Annotated in this window: 23 protein-coding genes and 1 pseudogene; 7 read left to right on the top strand and 17 right to left on the bottom strand. The window is 62.5% G+C overall.

Annotated features, from left to right (window positions below):
• The first annotated feature begins 3 nt into the window (after window positions 1-3).
• Window positions 4-492: a hypothetical protein gene (locus tag X265_RS41355; RefSeq protein ID WP_373291632.1), complete on the top strand. Its 489-nt coding sequence runs from the start codon at window positions 4-6 to the stop codon at window positions 490-492.
• Here the strand turns inward: X265_RS41355 and tnpC (X265_RS14795) are convergent.
• The 9 genes from tnpC (X265_RS14795) to X265_RS14755 form a co-directional block, all read right to left on the bottom strand.
• Entirely contained in the window at window positions 446-2,017 is a 1,572-nt protein-coding gene (gene tnpC, locus X265_RS14795; protein ID WP_128969273.1) for an IS66 family transposase, read from the bottom strand. The genes X265_RS41355 and tnpC (X265_RS14795) overlap by 47 nt on opposite strands.
• Window positions 2,018-2,090: 73 nt before the next feature.
• A complete protein-coding gene (gene tnpB, locus X265_RS14790) occupies window positions 2,091-2,438 on the bottom strand; it encodes an IS66 family insertion sequence element accessory protein TnpB (RefSeq protein ID WP_128965477.1) in 348 nt (115 codons plus the stop codon).
• Entirely contained in the window at window positions 2,435-2,845 is a 411-nt protein-coding gene (gene tnpA, locus X265_RS14785; RefSeq protein ID WP_128965476.1) for an IS66-like element accessory protein TnpA, read from the bottom strand. The genes tnpB (X265_RS14790) and tnpA overlap by 4 nt, the downstream gene beginning before the upstream one ends.
• Before the next feature lie 257 nt (window positions 2,846-3,102).
• Window positions 3,103-3,432 (bottom strand): type II toxin-antitoxin system PemK/MazF family toxin, encoded by a 330-nt coding sequence (locus tag X265_RS42305; RefSeq protein ID WP_430648587.1) that lies wholly within the window; start codon window positions 3,430-3,432, stop codon window positions 3,103-3,105.
• A 465-nt stretch (window positions 3,433-3,897) separates the two neighbouring features.
• Window positions 3,898-4,500 (bottom strand): plasmid pRiA4b ORF-3 family protein, encoded by a 603-nt coding sequence (locus X265_RS14775; protein ID WP_128965474.1) that lies wholly within the window; start codon window positions 4,498-4,500, stop codon window positions 3,898-3,900.
• Complete coding sequence (gene tnpC, locus X265_RS14770; protein ID WP_128965473.1) at window positions 4,497-6,062, bottom strand: IS66 family transposase; 1,566 nt, start codon at window positions 6,060-6,062, stop codon at window positions 4,497-4,499. Before tnpC (X265_RS14770) ends, X265_RS14775 begins: the two co-directional genes overlap by 4 nt.
• A 51-nt stretch (window positions 6,063-6,113) precedes the next feature.
• Entirely contained in the window at window positions 6,114-6,467 is a 354-nt protein-coding gene (gene tnpB / locus X265_RS14765) for an IS66 family insertion sequence element accessory protein TnpB (RefSeq protein ID WP_128965472.1), read from the bottom strand.
• Between the two features lie 94 nt (window positions 6,468-6,561).
• Complete coding sequence (locus X265_RS42300) at window positions 6,562-6,882, bottom strand: transposase (protein ID WP_373291631.1); 321 nt, start codon at window positions 6,880-6,882, stop codon at window positions 6,562-6,564.
• A gap of 1,148 nt (window positions 6,883-8,030) precedes the next feature.
• Complete coding sequence (locus X265_RS14755) at window positions 8,031-8,210, bottom strand: hypothetical protein (protein ID WP_128965471.1); 180 nt, start codon at window positions 8,208-8,210, stop codon at window positions 8,031-8,033.
• Window positions 8,211-8,424: 214 nt separating this feature from the next.
• Here X265_RS14755 and X265_RS40465 point away from each other — a divergent pair, with 214 nt between their 5' ends.
• Entirely contained in the window at window positions 8,425-8,592 is a 168-nt protein-coding gene (locus X265_RS40465) for a hypothetical protein (protein ID WP_164938590.1), read from the top strand.
• A 750-nt stretch (window positions 8,593-9,342) separates the two neighbouring features.
• A complete protein-coding gene (locus X265_RS14750; protein WP_128965470.1) occupies window positions 9,343-9,531 on the top strand; it encodes a hypothetical protein in 189 nt (62 codons plus the stop codon).
• A 21-nt stretch (window positions 9,532-9,552) separates the two neighbouring features.
• Here X265_RS14750 and X265_RS14745 read toward each other — a convergent pair whose 3' ends face one another.
• A complete protein-coding gene (locus X265_RS14745) occupies window positions 9,553-9,807 on the bottom strand; it encodes a hypothetical protein (protein WP_128965469.1) in 255 nt (84 codons plus the stop codon).
• Between the two features lie 100 nt (window positions 9,808-9,907).
• Window positions 9,908-10,201 carry a hypothetical protein gene (locus X265_RS14740; RefSeq protein WP_128965468.1) on the bottom strand — a complete coding sequence of 98 codons (294 nt, stop codon included), beginning with the start codon at window positions 10,199-10,201 and terminating at the stop codon, window positions 9,908-9,910.
• A gap of 345 nt (window positions 10,202-10,546) precedes the next feature.
• On the opposite strand from X265_RS14740, the gene X265_RS14730 reads away from it, so the two are divergent.
• On the top strand, window positions 10,547-11,011 hold the full coding sequence (locus tag X265_RS14730) for a PaaI family thioesterase (protein WP_128965467.1): 465 nt from the start codon (window positions 10,547-10,549) through the stop codon (window positions 11,009-11,011).
• A gap of 144 nt (window positions 11,012-11,155) precedes the next feature.
• Here the strand turns inward: X265_RS14730 and X265_RS14725 are convergent.
• A pseudogene (locus X265_RS14725) lies at window positions 11,156-11,374 on the bottom strand (HdeA/HdeB family chaperone).
• Window positions 11,375-11,548: 174 nt separating this feature from the next.
• Here X265_RS14725 and X265_RS14720 point away from each other — a divergent pair.
• The gene (locus X265_RS14720; RefSeq protein WP_164938589.1) at window positions 11,549-11,791 is read left to right on the top strand and encodes a PilZ domain-containing protein; all 243 of its coding nucleotides are present in this window, start codon (window positions 11,549-11,551) and stop codon (window positions 11,789-11,791) included.
• Window positions 11,792-11,876: 85 nt separating this feature from the next.
• On the opposite strand, the gene X265_RS40460 is transcribed toward X265_RS14720, so the two are convergent.
• Both X265_RS40460 and X265_RS14715 read right to left on the bottom strand, forming a co-directional pair.
• On the bottom strand, window positions 11,877-12,041 hold the full coding sequence (locus X265_RS40460) for a hypothetical protein (RefSeq protein WP_164938588.1): 165 nt from the start codon (window positions 12,039-12,041) through the stop codon (window positions 11,877-11,879).
• 1 nt (window position 12,042) lies between these two features.
• A complete protein-coding gene (locus tag X265_RS14715; RefSeq protein ID WP_128965465.1) occupies window positions 12,043-12,273 on the bottom strand; it encodes a hypothetical protein in 231 nt (76 codons plus the stop codon).
• Window positions 12,274-12,422: 149 nt separating this feature from the next.
• Between X265_RS14715 and X265_RS14710 the strand changes: the two genes are divergently transcribed.
• Both X265_RS14710 and X265_RS14705 read left to right on the top strand, forming a co-directional pair.
• On the top strand, window positions 12,423-12,827 hold the full coding sequence (locus X265_RS14710; RefSeq protein ID WP_128965464.1) for a hypothetical protein: 405 nt from the start codon (window positions 12,423-12,425) through the stop codon (window positions 12,825-12,827).
• A gap of 113 nt (window positions 12,828-12,940) precedes the next feature.
• On the top strand, window positions 12,941-13,270 hold the full coding sequence (locus X265_RS14705) for a hypothetical protein (protein ID WP_128965463.1): 330 nt from the start codon (window positions 12,941-12,943) through the stop codon (window positions 13,268-13,270).
• Between the two features lie 75 nt (window positions 13,271-13,345).
• Here the strand turns inward: X265_RS14705 and X265_RS14700 are convergent, their stop codons facing one another.
• The 3 genes from X265_RS14700 to X265_RS14690 are packed head-to-tail and all read right to left on the bottom strand — an operon-like array spanning window position 13,346 to window position 17,929.
• The gene (locus X265_RS14700; protein ID WP_128965462.1) at window positions 13,346-13,702 is read right to left on the bottom strand and encodes a carboxymuconolactone decarboxylase family protein; all 357 of its coding nucleotides are present in this window, start codon (window positions 13,700-13,702) and stop codon (window positions 13,346-13,348) included.
• Between the two features lie 10 nt (window positions 13,703-13,712).
• Complete coding sequence (locus X265_RS14695) at window positions 13,713-16,937, bottom strand: efflux RND transporter permease subunit (RefSeq protein WP_128965461.1); 3,225 nt, start codon at window positions 16,935-16,937, stop codon at window positions 13,713-13,715.
• Window positions 16,934-17,929 (bottom strand): efflux RND transporter periplasmic adaptor subunit, encoded by a 996-nt coding sequence (locus tag X265_RS14690; protein ID WP_164938587.1) that lies wholly within the window; start codon window positions 17,927-17,929, stop codon window positions 16,934-16,936. Before X265_RS14690 ends, X265_RS14695 begins: the two co-directional genes overlap by 4 nt.
• Window positions 17,930-17,944 lie beyond the last annotated feature (15 nt).

The following is a 17,944-nucleotide window of genomic DNA, read 5'->3' as shown; positions in this document are numbered from 1 at the left end:
GGCGTGATCGTAAAGACCTACAGCGTAACAAACCTGGCTGTAAAAGACGCCGCGCGCCGCTACAGCCCGGCTGAGGTAATCGCAGTAGAGCGCGAGGTAGCAAGCGGCTTCCCGATCAAGATTTCGACCAGCTACGTTGAACGCCAAAACCTCACGCTGCGCATGACGCAGAAGCGCTTTGCCCGCCTCACTAACGGCTTCTCAAAGAAGCTCACCAACCACGCAGCGGCAGTCAGCCTGTACGTTGCTCACTACAACCTTTGCCGCGTCCATGAGTCCTTGCGGACCACGCCAGCGGTTGCTATTGGCGTTGCAGATCGCGTCTGGACGATTGGCGATTTGATCGATGCCGTGCTTCCGCTAGAACCGAACAAGCCGGTTCGGACGGTCGTACGCATCCGGCGAAGGCCCCGGCTAGGCAGCTTTTGGCGGAGCGCTGATCGCGCTATGCGGCGTGGGCGACGTTCTGAGGTCGCCAATTCCAGGGCATGAGTTCGTCAATGCGCTTGGCCGGATGATCCGGTAGGCGAGCCAGCACGTCGGCGAGCCAAGCCTGTGGATCGATGTCGTTGAGCTTGGCGGTGGCGATGAGGGTGTAGATCGCAGATGCACGCCGACCGCCCTCATCGGAGCCGGCGAAGGTCCAATTTCTTCTGCCCACGGCGACAGCCCGAAGCTCGCGCTCGGCAGCATTGTTCGACATGCAAAGCCGTCCGTCATCAAGGAAGCGGCTAAATGCATCCCAGCGGCTGAGGCAGTAATTGATCGCTTTGGTCGTATCGTTGTTCCTGGAGAGCTTGGCGCGCTGCTCGCGCAACCACGCCTCGAGCTCGACGATCAAGGGGCGGCTGCGCTCCTGGCGCACACGCAGGCGCTCTTGCGGCGCAAGGCCGTTGATCTCGCGCTCTATGGCGAACAGGACATCGATGCGCTTGACCGCCTCGGCCGCGATCGGCGCCTTGCTGAGCCGCGCGAGATCAAAGAACTTGCGTCTGCCGTGCGCCCAGCACGCGGCCTCGATGATCGGGCCGCCCTTGCGATTGGCCTCGTAGAGCCTGCCAAAACCGGCGTAGGCGTCGGCCTGCATCAGTCCGGCATAGCCGGCCAGATGCTGCTCCGGATGCGCACCGCCACGATCGGGCGAGTAGAAGAACACGGCCGCCGGCGGATCTGGGCCGGCAAACGGACGGTCGTCGCGCACGTAAGTCCAGAGCCGGCCGGTCCGGGTCTTGCCCTTGGCTAAGACCGGCACTGTGGTGTCATCCGCATGGATGCGCTCGGCTGCGAAGACGTGGCTCCGGATCGCATCGACCAGAGGCATCAGGGTTGCCGCGGAGGCACCTACCCAGTCCGCGAGCGTCGATACGTCGAGGTCGATGCCTTCACGCTGGTAGACATCGCTCTGACGATGAAGCGGCAGGTGCAGGCCGTACTTGGCGAACAGGACATGGGCCAGCAGCTTGGGCCCTGCACGCCCGCGCGCAATCGGATGCGAGGGAGCCGGCGGCTGGGTGATCGCTTCGCAGGCCCGGCAGACGAGCTTCTCGCGCACGTGCTGGATCACCTTCCACTGGCGCGGAACGAGCTCCAGCGTCTCGGTCACGTCTTCGCCAATCTTGCGCAACCGGCTGTCGCCGCAGCACGGGCAGCTCGCAGGCACCGGATAAACAAGACGCTCCCGCGGCAAATGCTCCGGCAGTGGCCGGCGAGCTGGTTTGCGGCGCTCGAACGATGGCACCGCAATCTTCTCGGCGGCTATCTGCGCCGCGGTCTCAGCTTGCGCCGCGGTCTCTTCCAAGTCGGCGAGCTGTAGCTCGAGCTGGTCCAACAATGCGCCTCGCTCGGAGGACTGTCCGAACTGCTCGTGCCGCAGCTTCTTGATCGTGAGCTTGAGCTTCTCGATCAGCAAGCTCCCCGCCTGGGCTTCCGCCTCCGCAGCCAACCGGGCCGCTCGCTCGGCGCGCAGCATCGCCTGCAGCGTGGTCACATCGTCGGGAAGAGAATCATCAGCGCCCATCGCCGACCAGAGAATCACAAAGCGCGGTCTCTGTCCGGACCGCTGATAGTACCACCGATTCAAATCCCAGCGATCAGCCAGCCGCCTGCGGTCGCCAGGTCTGTTGTGGCATCCGCCAGTCGATGCCCTCCAGCAGGTAGCCAAGCTGGGCTGGGGTGATTGTCACCACGCCATCAGCCGACGACGGCCACAGGAAGCGGCCGCGCTCCAGCCGTTTGGCATAAAGCGACATGCCCAGTCCATCGTGCCAAAGGATCTTGATCAGCTTGCCGCTCCTGCCACGGAACACATAGAGGTTGCCGCCGTGCGGGTCTCGCTTGAAGGCTTCCTGCACCAGCAAGCCCAGCGAGTTCATGCCGCGACGCATATCGGTGTGTCCGGTCGCAATCCACACCCGCACGCCCGACGCAATGGGGATCACCGGAGGCGTCCATCTGCCAGTGCCGCCACCGCGGCCTTCAGCGTCGCCGCGTCGACCGTGCCCGTGATCCGCATCCGAGCCCCGGCCGCAAACTCGATCTCGATCGACCCGCCGCTGCTGGCCGGTGCGACTGGACAAGGCGTCGGCCCTGATTCCGCGGCCACCATCGCCGGTACGAAGCCAGGATGATCGGCGGCATCCTTCGGCTCCGGCCGAAACGAGCGTCGCCATCGCAGTAGCAATGATCGCGAAACGCCATACCGCCGCGCCGTTGCCGCGACCTGGCGCGGTGCCTGTAAGCTCTCCAGGACGATCTTGAGCTTCTCGTCCTCGGACCAGCGCCGTCGCCGGCCCGTGTCCACCACCTCAAGCCGTTCGACTTGGGCACTGCGCCTATCACTGTCCATAAGGACAGTTCTCAACAATGCGCCTCATTCGACAAGGCGGCCCTCACCGGACGGATACGGACGGTCCGCAATTTCCGGGTAATCGACGGCGGGAAGCAATAAAGCAAAAGCCCCGGCTGTTAGACCGGGGCTTTTAAAGTCACCAAAGCAGGTTTGCGATCACCTAGCCTTAGAGGCCAGCTTTTTAGGGCTGGACTTAATTGCCGGACGTTGCCGGCGACCTGTGAAATATGGGGGTAACGTGCATTAACGTCAAGTTAAAGCCCGAGGCCCGCGCGCACACATGCCTGCACTCTTTCGAATACCTCGGCTTCGATAACGCGTATGTCGTAGACTCGTTGCCCATTGTTCCATTCGCCCGTGTGAAGATGCCTAAGCCTATGGAACGCCACGGTTAAAACGATATCCCCCTTGAGCCACATTCTTGGTGACGAATAGGGATGGGGCAACACAGGATCAAGCGTGATTTCCATATGGTGCGGCAACACCGGATTAGGTGCTGTGGTACTCAGCGGAACCACCGTGCACATGATTGCGCGGCCGGGAATCGGCGGTGATAGAACGATTGCAGGCCTCCGCTTACACATTTCTGGCGGGCGGAAACCCTCATTCAAATCGACCCGAACTATGGTTCCGGGCTCCGGGTGTACGCGAACTGTCATGCACGCAGCTAGACAGGCGAATCGACCTTCGGCAATCCCGTAGCAAGTCCTATCCCACGGTGTCCTAATTCCCCTCTGCGGGTGTCCTAACTAGGACAGCACCGGATTTCGGGTACTGTCCCGGAGGAAAACATGTTGCCGAGCGATTGGGAGCGCTTGGAGCGATATCTTGAGTACTGCGAGCGCGTGAAACGCGTGAAGATGGCTCAGTTGGACGAACAGCTCCGCCGCTCGCAAGATGCGCTTGCTAGGGCCCCAGCGACGTAGTGCCCTAATCCCCCTCTGCGGGTGTCAAAACAAAAAGGCCCCAGTCCGGGCTGATTGGACTGGAGCCTTGGCCGTCTTCTTCGTAAGCGTAGCTCTGCGGCCCTTTTGAACGGCGCTTGACGGCTATTTTGAGCGCGTGGTGCGTCGCCGAGGCTTCCATATTTCCGACAATGCGTTGACGGTGGCCTCAAGCGCCTTCCGGTCGACGACGTTGGGATCGAACTGCTCGGGGCCCCAGAGGCGCATTTGTTCGTGCTCCGGATGGGTGGAGTCGCTGATGGCATCGAGGTATTCGGCATAGCCTGATGCACCGCCGACATCTTCCGGAGGACAACGGCCGGCGGCCTCGAGCAAGAAGGGAAGTCCCTCCGTTGTCGTGTTGTCGAACCACTTTTCAAGCTTGATCACGTGATCCCAGCTGTCGCCGAAGTCGTAGAGATAATGGATCGTCTTGGCGCCGGTCTCTTGAACGATATTGGAGAGCCGCGTCTTACGGGCATCGATGGGCTGAGGGTCAAAATCTCCATCGGGATCAGGGATACCCCAACGGCCGTCACCGGCCAGGAACTCGAAGAGATGGCTATTCGTCCAGCCAAACGCCGCCTGAAGCGTCAGATGCAGCCGATCAAGGCGCAGGGTGATGGGTACGACAAGACATCGCATCACCTCCGGTTTCACGTCCTTGAGGGTCACCTTGATCCGGACGGCGGTCGTGTTAAGGCTCATGCTGCCAATCTCGGATCGAGCGCATGCATCGTGTAGGTCGATGCCCAGGGAAGCAGTTCGTCCAGTCGCGCCGCAGGCCAGCCATTAACGAGCTTTGCGAGGACATCGGAGAGCCAATGCTCGGCGCTGACGCTATTGAGCTTACAGGTCTCGATTAACGAAGCCAGGACTGCCCAATTCTCGGCACCCTCGTCGCAACCGGCAAAAAGGGAGTTCTTGGCGTTGAGCTTGATCGGCCGCATCGCACGCTCGACCGCATTCGTGTCCATCTCGATACGACCGTCATCAAGGTAGAGCGTCAGGCCATCCCAATGACGCAGCGCGTAACGCAAAGCCTTCGCCGTGTCGCTCTTCTGCGCAAGGTGATCAAGCGTTGCCTCGAACCACTGCTTCAAGGCTGCAGCCAGAGGCCGGGCATGCGTTTGTCGGCCCGCGCGGCGCTCGGCATCAGACCGGCCGCGGAGGACTTTCTCGACCGCGTAGAGCCGGGCGATGCGCTCAAGGGCCTCGTGGGCAACCGGAGCTGGCGCAGGCGCCGCCTCGCGCTCGATCTTCACAAACTGGCGCCTCAGATGCGACCAGCAGAAGGCGAGCGTTCCGGACAAGGCGCCCGCACGCTTCTCTTGGGTCATGGTCTTGTATGCCTGATAGCCGTCGCAGTGGATGATGCCGCGATAGCCCTCGAGCAGCCTCAAGCCGTGAACCGCCCCACGGCCCGGTGCGTAGGCATAAACCACGCCAGGTGGGTCAGGTCCGGCCCAGGGCCTGTCGTCGCGCGACAGCGCCCAGAAGTAGCCGGTTTTGGTCCTGCCGCGCCCCGGATCCAGCACCGGCGCCGGAGTTTCATCGACACAGAGCTTCGAAGAGGCGAGCAGAAGCTGGCGCAGACGATGCCACAACGGCTTCAATTCCTGGGCGGCATAGCCGACCCAGAAGGCGAGCGTGGAACGATCGATGGCGATACCGTGTGTCGCCAGCATTTGCGCCTGACGGTAAAGCGGCAAATGCCAATGATACTTTGCGTCGATTACATGCGCGACGAGACGCTCGGTGGGCAGTCCCCCCTTGATCAATCGCTCGGGCGCAGCGTGTTGGAGGACGACGCCATGACAGGCGCGGCAGGCCAGTTTAGGCCGGCGGGTGATGATGACGCGATACTGCGCCGGTACGACGTCCAGCCTCTGGCTCTCATCGTGACCGAACTCAAAAAGGGCGCCTTCGCAGCACGGGCAGCAGGTTGCCGCCGGCATCAGGGTTTCGACGATGCGCGGCAAATGCTCCGGCAACTGACCACGATTGGCTCTGCGCGCGGCAGCTCTCTTCCCGCATGTTTTGGGATTGGCACGATCTTCGGCTGCTTCGAGAGCGGCGACGGCCTGATCAATATCCTCCAGAACAAGCTGAAGCTGATCAGCGTCCAGCTTTTCCGAGGACCGACCGAACTGCGCATCCTTCGCAAGCTTGAGCAACCGCTCGAGCCTGGCGCAGCGATCCAGCAGAGCCGCGGCAAAGACACGCAACTCAGCTGGATCGCTCGGCAGCTCATCGGGCAAATCACTCATTGGCCCAAGTCTGCCATGCTTCGCGCCCCGATGCAGCGAAGATTTGTATCTTTACGCAAGTGCTTTCGGCTGCGGGATTCGAGGCGCGTGCATCCGCGTCCAATCCATGCCTGCCAGAAGAGCGGACAGCTGCGCGGCATTCATCCGCATCACGCCGGCCACGATGGGAGGCCATTTGAAGCCGTTGCTATCGAGCCGCTTCCAATACAGCACTAGGCCGCTGCCATCCCAGACGACAATCTTCACCCGATCCGCGCGCTTCGCACGGAACACCACTGCCACGCCCTTCATAGGGTCATGGCCTAGCGTCTCCTTCGCCAACAGCGCCAAGCCCTCCGCACCTTTTCTGAAGTCCACAGGTTGCGTCGCCACGTAAATCGTAAGGCTCGCAGGCGGCGTCAGCATGAACGTGCCCGTCGAAGCGCCAAGAACACATCACTCAACACAGCAAGGCTGGGCGTCCCTCGCACCTCCACTCGTGCCCCCTGAAGCTCAACCGTCACAACGGCTGCTTCCGGCGACCCGGTGGGCTCTGCCGCCATCGGTAGCGCCGATTCCGACACCACCGGCACGAACGACAGCATGTCCGCCGAAGCCGGCAGCACCAACTGGCCAAACGCGCCCGGCGCCGCCAGTCGTGCACCTGCTGGGGCCGGCAGCCATGGCGACGCGCGACATCTGTAACAATCGCCCCGGGTTCAAGGCTTTCTGCGGCAATCTGTGCCTTCAAACCGTCCGGCCAGCGCTTGCGACCTGCGCCTGCGTACACCTCGATACGTGGTGACAACGGTCGTCTTATGTCGTCAGAATGGTCGTCCATTGTGAGCACCCTTCCAGAAGATGACTCTTCTAACGGTGCTCTCAAGACTCCGCACACACAATCCAAAGGGCCTCGGCGCTACGCTTACTCTTCTTCCCTAGACTTGGGCTCTTGAGCGTCCCATAGCGCGGACGTGTTAGGCCGTTCCAGTTAGATCGACAATCCCAATTCGTTGCTGCGAGCGCACACAGAAAGGCCCCGGTACTCGCGGTTACCCGGGGCCTTGTCCTAGCCAGAAAGGTAACATCCCCGACCCCGGACGCCGCTATCTTCGCCGCAGTGTCCTAATTCATCGTTACGGGTGTCCTAATTAGGACAGCACCGGATTTCGCTAAGTGTCCTAATTCCCCTCCGCGGGTGAGCGAAAGAAAGGCCCCAGCCGTTGTTGGGGACGGCTGGAGCCTGTTAGGGCATCCGGTGGGAGCGAATGCGAGTCCAAGAATTCGGAAGTTCCCGGCAGGTTCCATCACCCGTAAATTTCCAAGGCAACCACGGAGAGCCAGGCCAGCCTGTTGGTGCGTTGAGGGAAACGCATCAAGGCATCAGGGAAACCTCGCAATCGAACCAAGGTTCGCGCTAATTAAAAGGGCCACTGCTTTTGAACAGCGGCCCCTCCCCGGGTTTCAAATTATTCGAAATGAAATCTTTTGTTTCCTCCCCGGCTTGCCGAGTTTTCCCGGTCGCTGAGGTTCCGACTAGAACATATGTGAATCGGCGTTGTCCTACTTTGGTTGGACGAGTGTCCTAATTAGGACAGCACCGGATTTCGGGCGCTGGCCTGTTTTATCCCCGAGTGGCCTAAGTTGAATTTCGCAGTGGCCTTGTTTCGTCCTGGCGTGACCGGCTTGGGTGGTGCTCCCCTGATGAACACCGTAGTTCTCCTACCGAGAACAGGTTGTGACAAATCACCCCCCGTTGGTTCTTATCATTGGAGCCAGTGGCAAACTTGGAACGAGCCAAGCCGCGCACAGTTGATGAGACATGCCTAAAGAGATCGCAATCACCCTCTGGTCTCTGGCCGTTGCCTGCGTGATGGCATTCGGCATGGCAGCGATTGTAGCTTCCCACTAGTCTCCTCCCTCATGAAAGAGGCCGCCTCAGTTGGCGGCCTCTTTCATTTGGCTTGCCCGCTTCGGAATTAGCCCGCTTCAACCAGCCGACGCCGGGCGCTTCGCATTGCCGAGGATCAGGAGCGCCAGAGGCGCCAGGGGTCCGACCACAACCGCGATCCAGAACCACGCATTCGACGACCTGCCGCGCTCGCGTGCCATCGCGTAAGCGAGCGGGATCGATCCAATCGAGACGACGACGAAAAGCCAGAAGCCCATGGCCATCTCCGGGGTCACGCGGCACGATAGCACGCCAAGCAACCAGCGGCCCTGCCCTCCGCAAAATGTGACGTGGCGTCGGCCTTCGAAGACGATGCGCATCAACGACGGGAGAGCCGGGCTGCTGTCATGTTTGCGGAATGCTTCGGCACAGAACTTTTCCGCGGCGACCGGCTTTCCCTTGGGATAGCCCCCCGGAACGGGGGATCAGATCATGACTGACAACACGCACCAGAATGCCGGCAGTCGCAAACCCGTGCGCAAGGCGGCGCTCCAGGAGCTGGCGAAGTTCGAACGCAAGGAAAACGAGTTCCGCAGGAAGGATCGCGCCGAGCGCGCCGCCGATCTCCGTCTGCCGCTGGACCAGATCCAGGTGCACTGACAACCCTAGCCGAAACAGGCTGTTGCCTCCTGCGAAAAAGGCTGTTGCCTCCCGCGCATGAGGTTGTTCTGACGCGCTTTGGCGGCGGCTGCCGCTACATCAGCGCCAGCAGCACGATGCCGATCACCAGCACCACGAAGCCAGCCGCCGTCGCGGCGGCGAATGACCGCTCTACCTTGTCCATGATGCCACCCACTCTCGGCGCGCCACGTATCCCCCATGGCTTCGCCGTGCGCGCAAAGTGTCGCGAACGGATGTGTCTGAAATTCTGCAGCTGGATGTCTGAATTGGGACGTGAGCGCGGCTCGCGACCGGCCCACAAGCCACGCACAAGCTTGCCTGTCAGGCTCCCGTAAGCTGAACGCGCTACCGTTGTCCGGCTATGGTGTTGCAGCCCAGCACCTCAGCCTCCAATAAACCTTCTGCCCCGCCCGGCTCTCTCCTGGCGGGGCTTTTTCTTGCGCGCTCCGGGGCGCGCGAACCTCGACCACCAAGAGGGAGCTCCGTGGTTCTCCGGCCAAGAACAGAGTTCCTGACCTATTTTGCCGCCGGATGGAACCCGGGAATTGCCGCCGGAATTGGCGGCGGCGCTTTTTATCTTTCGGAATCCGATTTCGCTTGTTTCGCACTGCGCGCACTTGCCGAATTCCGAAGAACTATCTTTGACTTAACTCCACTTTTTGCTTGTCGAGGGAATATTACGACGCACAACATGTTACTCGGCATGGCAAGCGAATCGTGGAGGTGACCATGAACCACAGGGGCGTTGAGTTCACGGTTGCAAAGACGGCGAGCCCGGGCATCTGGCAATGGCAGTTCCAGATCGGCGACCAGACCAAGACGGGCAAAACCGAGACGAAGATCGACCTTTTGGCGATCCGCCGGGTACAGCTGAGAATCGATCGGGAGCTGAGGGCCATCGGTCGCAAGACCGCCTGAAGCGCCCCAGCCGGACCGCGGCTAGTCGGCGCTCGGCAGCCGCCGCATGGTGAATTCGATGTCGCCGCCGGGCAGTTCGCGCCAGGTCTCGACTTCGCTCATATAGCCGGCCTTGGGATAGCGCGCGAAGAAGGCCTGGGCTCTTGCCCTGGCCGCCGCGCGCGGCAGGGTGAAGCTCTCTCGCAGATAACCGTCAGCGGGCGTGCCGGCCGTCCTGGCGGCCTGCTTGCGCCGCCGCGCCATCCGCTCGGCGAGGTCCCGGGGGCGATCCGCCATTGTCCTCACTCCTCAACGCAACCTACTGCGAGGAAATGTAGGATCAGGTCCGGGCGAAGGGGAGTCCCATCGGAGGCATCAGCCGCCTTCGGCACCACCGTCAGTTCGCGGCTGTGCCCGCCTTGGGCTTCCTGGGCGCGCTGCTGGCGGCCGCCTTCGGCGCGGGCTGCTTCGGCGGGTCGGCGCGCATGCCGCCCCAGGGATCGTTGGAGGTTTTGGCGTCCGGAATCTTCTTCAGCGTTTCCTTATAGGCCTTGTCCCGCGCGGCATCGGCGGCCTTCTCGTCGTCGGTCTTGGACGGGCCGTCCGCCAGCAGGTTGATATGGGGCGCCTCCTGCGCGAACGCCGGTCCGGCCAGCACCGCCAGCACCGCCCCCATACGGAAAAGCTTCATCACTCACTCCTCGATCATCGACAAAGGGGGCGATCCCGCCCCTGTCCCTCTCCACGGCTCCTTGCGCCGCTTCAATCCGCTAGAGCCGATCCGATCTGCATGATTTCGGCCCATGGAGCCAATCGTCCCAGATCGGCCCGCACTTGGTGCAGCCGTTCAACGCCAGACTGAGCACGGCCAGGCAAACTACCAGGACACATCGACGCAACATCGTCCACCCGCTCCCAAGCATGGCATCATATCGGGCCAACTCAGGCATTTTCAAGCCGCCGCCCCGGTGACTTTGCCGCGCCCGCGCAGGCAGAATGAACGAAACATCCGGCAACACAGGAGGGAAAGACAGCAATGCCATCGCAGCCAGACACCGAGTTCGGCATCGCTGAGGCCAGACGCGTCCTCGGCGAGGTCTTTGCGCCCTGGATCCAAGATCTCAACCTCTCCATCGAGCGTATTGAATACACCCCGCCTCCGGAAGCTCAGGACTGGCAGCCGGGCGCGCTGCTCCGCATGCCGTTCTCGGAACGGCTGTGCCGCAACGGCGGCGTGGTCTGTGGCCAGGCGTTGATGGCCCTCGCCGACACCGCGATGGTGATCGCGAATCTCGCCGCCAACAGCGGCTATCGCCCGATGACGACGGTGGACCAGACCACGCATTTTATGCGCGCGGTCTCCTCGTCCGACGTGCTGGCGGATGCACGCGTGGTACGGCTCGGGCGAACGATGAGCTTTGGCCGCGTCACCCTGCTCTCCGCCGCCGACAACAAGCAGGTGGCGATGGTCTCGAGTGCGTTTGCAATGCTGCCGGGTTGAGCAGCGTCCGAAACGAAGAGAGCCGCCTGAGCGCAAAGCGCTCCGCGGCTCTCCAAGACGTCGAAGCACGACCGTCGAAGCAACACCGAGGCGCGATCACGCTCACGCCGCCATCGGCACGCTTCACGAACTACTTTTCAAGAATCACTTGCCGAGGATTTCGTCGGCGGCGGTGACGATGCTGGCGCCGAACTTCTTGGCGTTCTCGACGAATACTTCGGTGTCGATGATCGCGTTGTCCTCGTCGCTCTTGTCCCAGCCGTCCATCCAGGTCAGCACGATCCCTATATTGTCTTCGCCGCCGTCGAGGAATTGCTTGCACGTCATGATGGAAAGGTCTCACTTGACGGCGTAGGCAAGCATCGACGCCAGCGAGAACGTTGCGGCGAGCAGAAGCGGACAAACTCGGCGAAAGTGACTCGCCGCCTCAACGTCGTAAACGAAGTCTGAAGCGCTATGCAAGTAGCGCCAGTATTGAGTTTAGTTCAACGTAATTTCTATGCACTAATTCTCACGTTCCATTATGGATTAAAGGCCATGATCGAGCAGCGTGCAACGCAACGACACCGGGTCTTCAAGGGCGGCACGATCTCCTTTGAAAATAGAGGGATTGCGTGCACGGTGCGAAACATATCGGAAGGCGGCGCGGCGATCGAGATCGACACTCCCCTCACACTACCGCAATCATTCACTTTGTCGATCACGTGCGACGGTTTCGTGCGGAATTGCCGCGCCGTCTGGCGCAACGAGCGGCGCATCGGCCTCGCCTTCGTGCAATGACGCACGCAAAGTGAACGACTGTTCGCATCGCATCCACAACGCGGTTATGATTGCGTGATACGACGCGAGCGTAGCGCGACGATCATCAGCGGGACCGCCCGCCACGTTGCCAGAGATCGTCGATGTCGCGCAGGGACGAAAGGCGCGAACCGCCGGGCTCACCAACCGGCTCTCCATGGCGACGCAGGGATCGCACGACCAGCAGCAGGACGACCAGGAATGTCAGGCGGTCCGCCGTCACCTGCTTCACTCTATTTCGGCTTCTTCGCGGGCGCGCTCGGACGCGCACCATCCCAAGGATCGTACTTTTCCTTGGGCTCAGGAATGCGCTCGAGCGCGGCCTTGTAAGCTTTCTCATCGACCTTGGACTTGTTGTCCGCCTTTTGGCCCCCCTCGTTGGGCTGTCGCCGGCCGCCCATCTGCGCCTGCGCTGAACCGACCGCCAGCGCCAGCGCCAGCGCCGCTATGACCAAAATCCTCATGAGCGCAATCCCCCTCACCTGGGGTACAAACTAGCCTGCAATCCCGGAATAGCAATGAAGCGGATTCCACCGCTTCAGCAAATGTTGATCGGACAGGGCTTCGTCCCGCCGAATTCGCCCCTATCTGTTGGCCCGCAGGGGACCTTCAAATGTTGCGAATTGTTGCTCGTGTGGCGATGCTCGCTGGCACGCTCACGCTCGGCGGATGCGGCTTCGCCGATAGCCGCGCACCTGTGCCCGACTTCATGCGCGTCAAGGAAGCCGAGCAGCCTCCGCCAGAACCTCCGCCCGACGTCAAGCGCGTGGTCCGCGAGCAGATCGACGTGGTCTTCCTCAACACCTCTTATCCGCGCGAGGTGCAGGTCGCGCTGCCTCATCACGAGGTTCGCGGACCGGGCTGGACCGCCTGCGTCCGCGCCGAGCTCACCTCCGCCACCGGTTCGGCACTGGGCACCCAGACCTACATCGTGACGATATCGGGCGGAAAAGTCGTCGACCGGCGGCGCGCGGAAGCCGACGATATCTGCGGCTCGGAAGCCTACGAGCCGATCTAGGGGCGTACCGCATCATGCGGCAATCAGGTTCCGGGAAAAACCTGTAATTCTCCCGGAACGATCGTGGCCTCCCATTCTTGTTACCGCCGAGGGCAGTTTCCGAGGAGGACAGGATGAGGACGTTCACGATTGCAGTGCTGGCCGGTGTGGCGGCTCTCACTGCGACGAGCGGCGCGAAGGCCGCCGATCTCTACACGACCAGCGAATACACCAGCCCCGATCTCATTCAGGAGGTCCGGCTCGTCTGTGATGACGCCGGTAATTGCTATCGCACCCACGGCGGCGCGCGCGTGATCGTGCGCGATTCCTATGCGAGGATGCCGCGCGAACGCTATTACGAGCGCCGTACCTATCGCGACTGGGACGATGGCCCGCGTGCCGGCGTCGGCATTCGCGCGCCGGGCGTAAGCGTGGGCGTCGGCGTTGGCGACGACCGCTGGTAAACCTCGCATCATGACGAACGGGCCGGACGAGAACATTCGTCCGGTCCCGTTTGCCTGGCTCGTCGGCAGATCAGATCAGACGGCAACCGCCTGCTGCTGGAACTGCTCATATGCCGCGATCGCATCCGCGGCATACATCAGCGACGGGCCGCCGCCCATATAGACGGCCATGCCCAGCGCTTCCTCGACCTCTTCGCGCGTCGCAGCGAGCTTGACGAGCGCTTCGGTGTGAAATCCGATACAGCCGTCGCAGTGCGCGGCGACGCCGAGCGCGAGCGCAATCAGCTCCTTGGTTTTCTTGTCGAGCGCGCCATCACGCGTGGCCGCCTGGGCGAGCACGGCAAATCCCTTCATCGTGTCGGGAATATCGTTGCGCAGCTTCCTCAAGTTTGCAGAAATATTCCGGGTGATGTCGACATAGTTCTTGTCCATCGGACCCTCGCTAGCTGGATTTGATTGTGGTCGAATTCGCCTCGGGCGGTGCGCGCAAGGCGATATAGATCGCGGGAATCACCAGCACGGTCAGCAGCGTCGACGAGGCAAGCCCGAACAGAAGCGAAATCGCCAATCCCTGAAAAATCGGATCGAGCAGGATGGTCGCGGCGCCGATCATGGCCGCAAGCGCGGTGAGCAGGATCGGCTTGAAGCGAACCGCCCCAGCCTCCAACACCACCTCGCGAAGCGACTTACCGTCTCCAGAGCTGTGCCGGATGAAGTCCACCAGCAGGATCGAGTTACGTACGATGATTCCGGCGAGCGCAATGAAACCGATCATCGAGGTCGCGGTGAACGGCGCGCTCAACAGCCAGTGCCCGATCAGAATGCCGATCAGCGTGAGCGGGATCGGCGTCAGGATGACGAGCGGCAGGCGGAAGCTCCGGAATTGGGCGACCACCAGGACGTAGATGCCGAGGATTGCGGCACCGAAAGCTGCGCCCATGTCACGGAAGGTCACCCAGGTAATTTCCCATTCGCCGTCCCACAGCAGCGTGGGGCGGGACTCGTCCGACGGTTGGCCGTGCAGGTTGATCGCAGGCTTCGGCAGCTTGCCCCAGTCATGGGCATCGACTCGATCGGCGACCGCGAGCATGCCGTAGAGCGGCGCCTCGAAACGCCCGGCGAGCTCGGCCATCACCATGTCGGCAAAGCGGCCGTCACGGCGGAAGATCGTGGGCGAGCCCTCTTCCATCGTCGCCTTCACGACCTGACCGAGCTCGACCACCGTCTTGCTGCCGGGCAACGTATTGGCCGGCACGGGCGTAGAGGCCAGCGCCTCGTCCCAGACCAGATCGCGCTTTCCGAGATGCACCGCGATCTCGATCGGATTGCGATCCTCGCCGCGATGCGAATAGCCGATCGAGGTGCCGCCGAACAACGCCTGGATCGTATCGTAGACATCGCGCTGCTCGACGCCAAAGAATTCAAGCCGCTCCTGGTCGATCGAGAGCCGCAACCGGGGCCGCTTCTCGCCGATGGAATCATCGATGTCGACAATGAAGGGCACCTCCGCGAAGATCTTCTTCAGTTCCGCAGTGACGGCGCGGCGGGTGGCCGCATCAGGTCCGTAAACCTCGGCAAGCAGGGTCGAGAGCACCGGGGGCCCGGGCGGTACTTCGACCACCTTGATGCTGGTGCCCTTGGGTGGATCGAGCGCCTTCATCTTCTCCCGCAGCTCGAGCGCGATCTCATGGCTGGCGCGCTTGCGTTCCCCGCGCGGCGCCAGATTGACCTGGACCTCACCGAGTTCGGGGCGCTCGCGCAAATAATAGTGCCGCACCAGGCCGTTGAAATTGAAGGGCGCCGGTGTGCCAGCGTAGGATTGCAGCGAGGTGACCTCCGGCACTTGTCGCGCAAGCTCGGCCGCGCCGAACAGCACGCGCTCGGTCGCTTCCAGGCTCGCCCCTTCCGGCAGATCGATAACCACCGCGATCTCGGACTTGTTGTCGAACGGCAAAAGCTTCACCGTCACCGACTTGGTCGCAAACAGCGTCATCGACAGCAGCGTCGCAACACCGACGCCGAGCAGGAATATCCAGGCCGAACGCTTGCTCCGCACGATCGGCGTGGCGAAGCGCCGGTAGATCCTGCCGAGCCGGCCCTCATCGTGCGCCGCATGGGCCGCGGCGTTATCGCCTCTCGGCGCGAGCTTGAGCATCAGCCACGGAGCCACCACCATCGCGACGAAGAACGAGAACAGCATGGCTGCCGACGCATTGGCTGGAATCGGCGCCATATAGGGGCCCATCAGGCCCGACACGAACAGCATTGGCAACAGCGCGGCGACCACCGTCAAGGTCGCGACGATGGTGGGGTTGCCGACTTCCGCCACGGCCTCGATGGTCGCCTGCACGCGCGGCCGGCCGTCGCGCATGCCCCAATGCCGCGCGATGTTCTCGACCACTACGATGGCGTCGTCGACGAGAATGCCGATAGAAAAGATCAGCGCGAATAAACTGACCCGGTTGATGGTGTAGCCCATCAGGTTGGCGGCGAACATCGTCAGCAGGATCGTCGTGGGGATCACGACGAAAGTCACAAGTGCCTCGCGCCAGCCGATCGCGATCGCAATTAGGACCACAATCGAGATTGTCGCGAGCCCGAGGTGAAACAACAGCTCGTTGGCCTTCTCGTTGGCCGTCTCGCCGTAGTCGCGCGTCACCGTCACCTGGACGTCGTCGGGGATGAGGCGAGACTTCAGGCCATCGAGGCGTTTGGCAATGTTTTCCGATACGACAACCGCATTGGCACCGGCGCGTTTGGCCAGGGCCAGGCTGACTGCGGGCGTGCGGGCCCACTGCCCCCCCGCGTCGTGGGAATCCGTCCAGACCCGATGCTCGATGGTGCTCGGCCCGACGACGACGGAGGCGACGTCCTTGACGTAGACCGGGCGGCCGTCGCGACTCGTGATGAGCAGCAATCCGATATCCGGGATACCCGATAGCGTCTGGCCGGCCGCGACGTTCCGCACCAGGCCGGCATCGCGCACCTGTCCCGCCAGGAACGAGCGGTTGGCATCCTTCACCTTGGCCACGAGCTGCTGCAGCGTGACGCCGAACAGCGACAGCTTCTCAGGATCGGGCTCGACCCGGATCTGCTGCGGCGCGCCGCCCGAAACGTAGGTTAGGCCGATATCGTCCACCTTCATCAGCTCGGCGCGCAGTTTGTCGGCGAGCTCGTACAGATCCTTTTCGGTCCAGCGGCTGGCCGCTTCGGGCTTCGGCGAGAGCGTCAGCACCGTCACCGCGACGTCATTGATGCCCCGGCCGACGATCAGTGGCTCGGGGATGCCGACGGGAATGCGATCGAGATTGGCGCGGATCTTCTCGTGCACCCGAAGGATCGCGTCCTCGAACTTGGTGCCGACCAGGAAGCGCGCGGTCACCATCACGCGGTCGTCCTCGGTCTGGCTGTAGACGTGCTCGACGCCGTCGATGCCCTTGACGATCGATTCCAGCGGCTTGCTCACCAGCTCCACGGCGTCCGGCCCGCGCAGGCCGTCGGCATTGACCCGGATGTCCACCATGGGAACGCTGATCTGCGGCTCCTCCTCGCGCGGGATCACCACCACGGCGATCAGCCCGACGACGAGCGCCGCAAGCAGGAACAGCGGCGTCAGCGGAGATGCGATGGTCGACCTGGTCAACCGACCCGACAGCCCGAGATTCACGGCCGCACCAATTGGTCGCCGGCTGAAATGCCGGACAGGATCTCGAGACCGTCGGGAAGCGTCGGGGTCGGCAACTCGCGGCCGCGCTGCACCGGCACATCGATCGCTCCGGTGTCTTTCTGAAGCCGAACGTAATCGATGCCGAACCGGCTCGTCACGTAGCTCGACGGGACAATGAAGGCCGACCGCGTGCCGCCGGAGATCCAGACCCGCAAGCGGTCACCGACGTAGTACTCACCGAGGCCTTCGACGGTCGCATCCGCAATGACGCGCCCCTCTTCGATCTGGGGATAGACGAGGTCGATGACGCCCGACTTGGCGGCTTCGCCGACGAACTCCGCGCCGTCGATGCGAATCTTGTCTCCCGCCTTGAGGAAGCGCGCATGCCGCTCCGGCACGCGAAGCCGCAGTTTGAAATTCTGCTGGGCGACCGTGACGATGGGATCGCCCGCGAGCACCACCGAGCCAACGGTGATGAGCCTCTTCAGCACGCGACCATCCGCAGGCGCCAGCACCTGCCCCTGATTGAGCTGCTCGTTGATGACAGCGCGTTCTGCCGTTTTGGCCCGCAAGCCGTTTTCGGCGACGTTCAGTGCGGTGCGCTGCTCGTCGAGCTTGATCCGCGGCAGGATACCGCGCTCGACCAGCCCTTCGGTCCGGGTGAAGTCGAGCTGCGCCTGGTTCGCCTGTGCCTGCAGCGCCTCGATCTGCGCGTCGAGCGATTTCATCTGCAGCACGAGTTTTTCGTCGCCGATGGTCGCGATCGCCTGGCCCGCGGCAACGCGGTCCCCTTCCCTGACGTTGAGCTGGGCCACCGTGCCGCCGATGCGCCCGCGCGCCGGCACCACGCTGATGCTTTCGACGGTGGCGAATACGGCTTTTTCGTCGGCGATCGATTGCCGCGTCACGACGAGTGTTTCGGCCGCCGTCGCCGGTGTCCCGGACAGGCCGAGGGCCGCGAAGGCGGCCAGCAAGCCCAAATACCTTGCCATACATCGCATGGAACA

Source organism: Bradyrhizobium guangdongense, from assembly GCF_004114975.1.
Taxonomy (GTDB): Bacteria; Pseudomonadota; Alphaproteobacteria; order Rhizobiales; family Xanthobacteraceae; genus Bradyrhizobium; species Bradyrhizobium guangdongense.
This window is presented reverse-complemented; position numbering and strand designations above follow the sequence as displayed.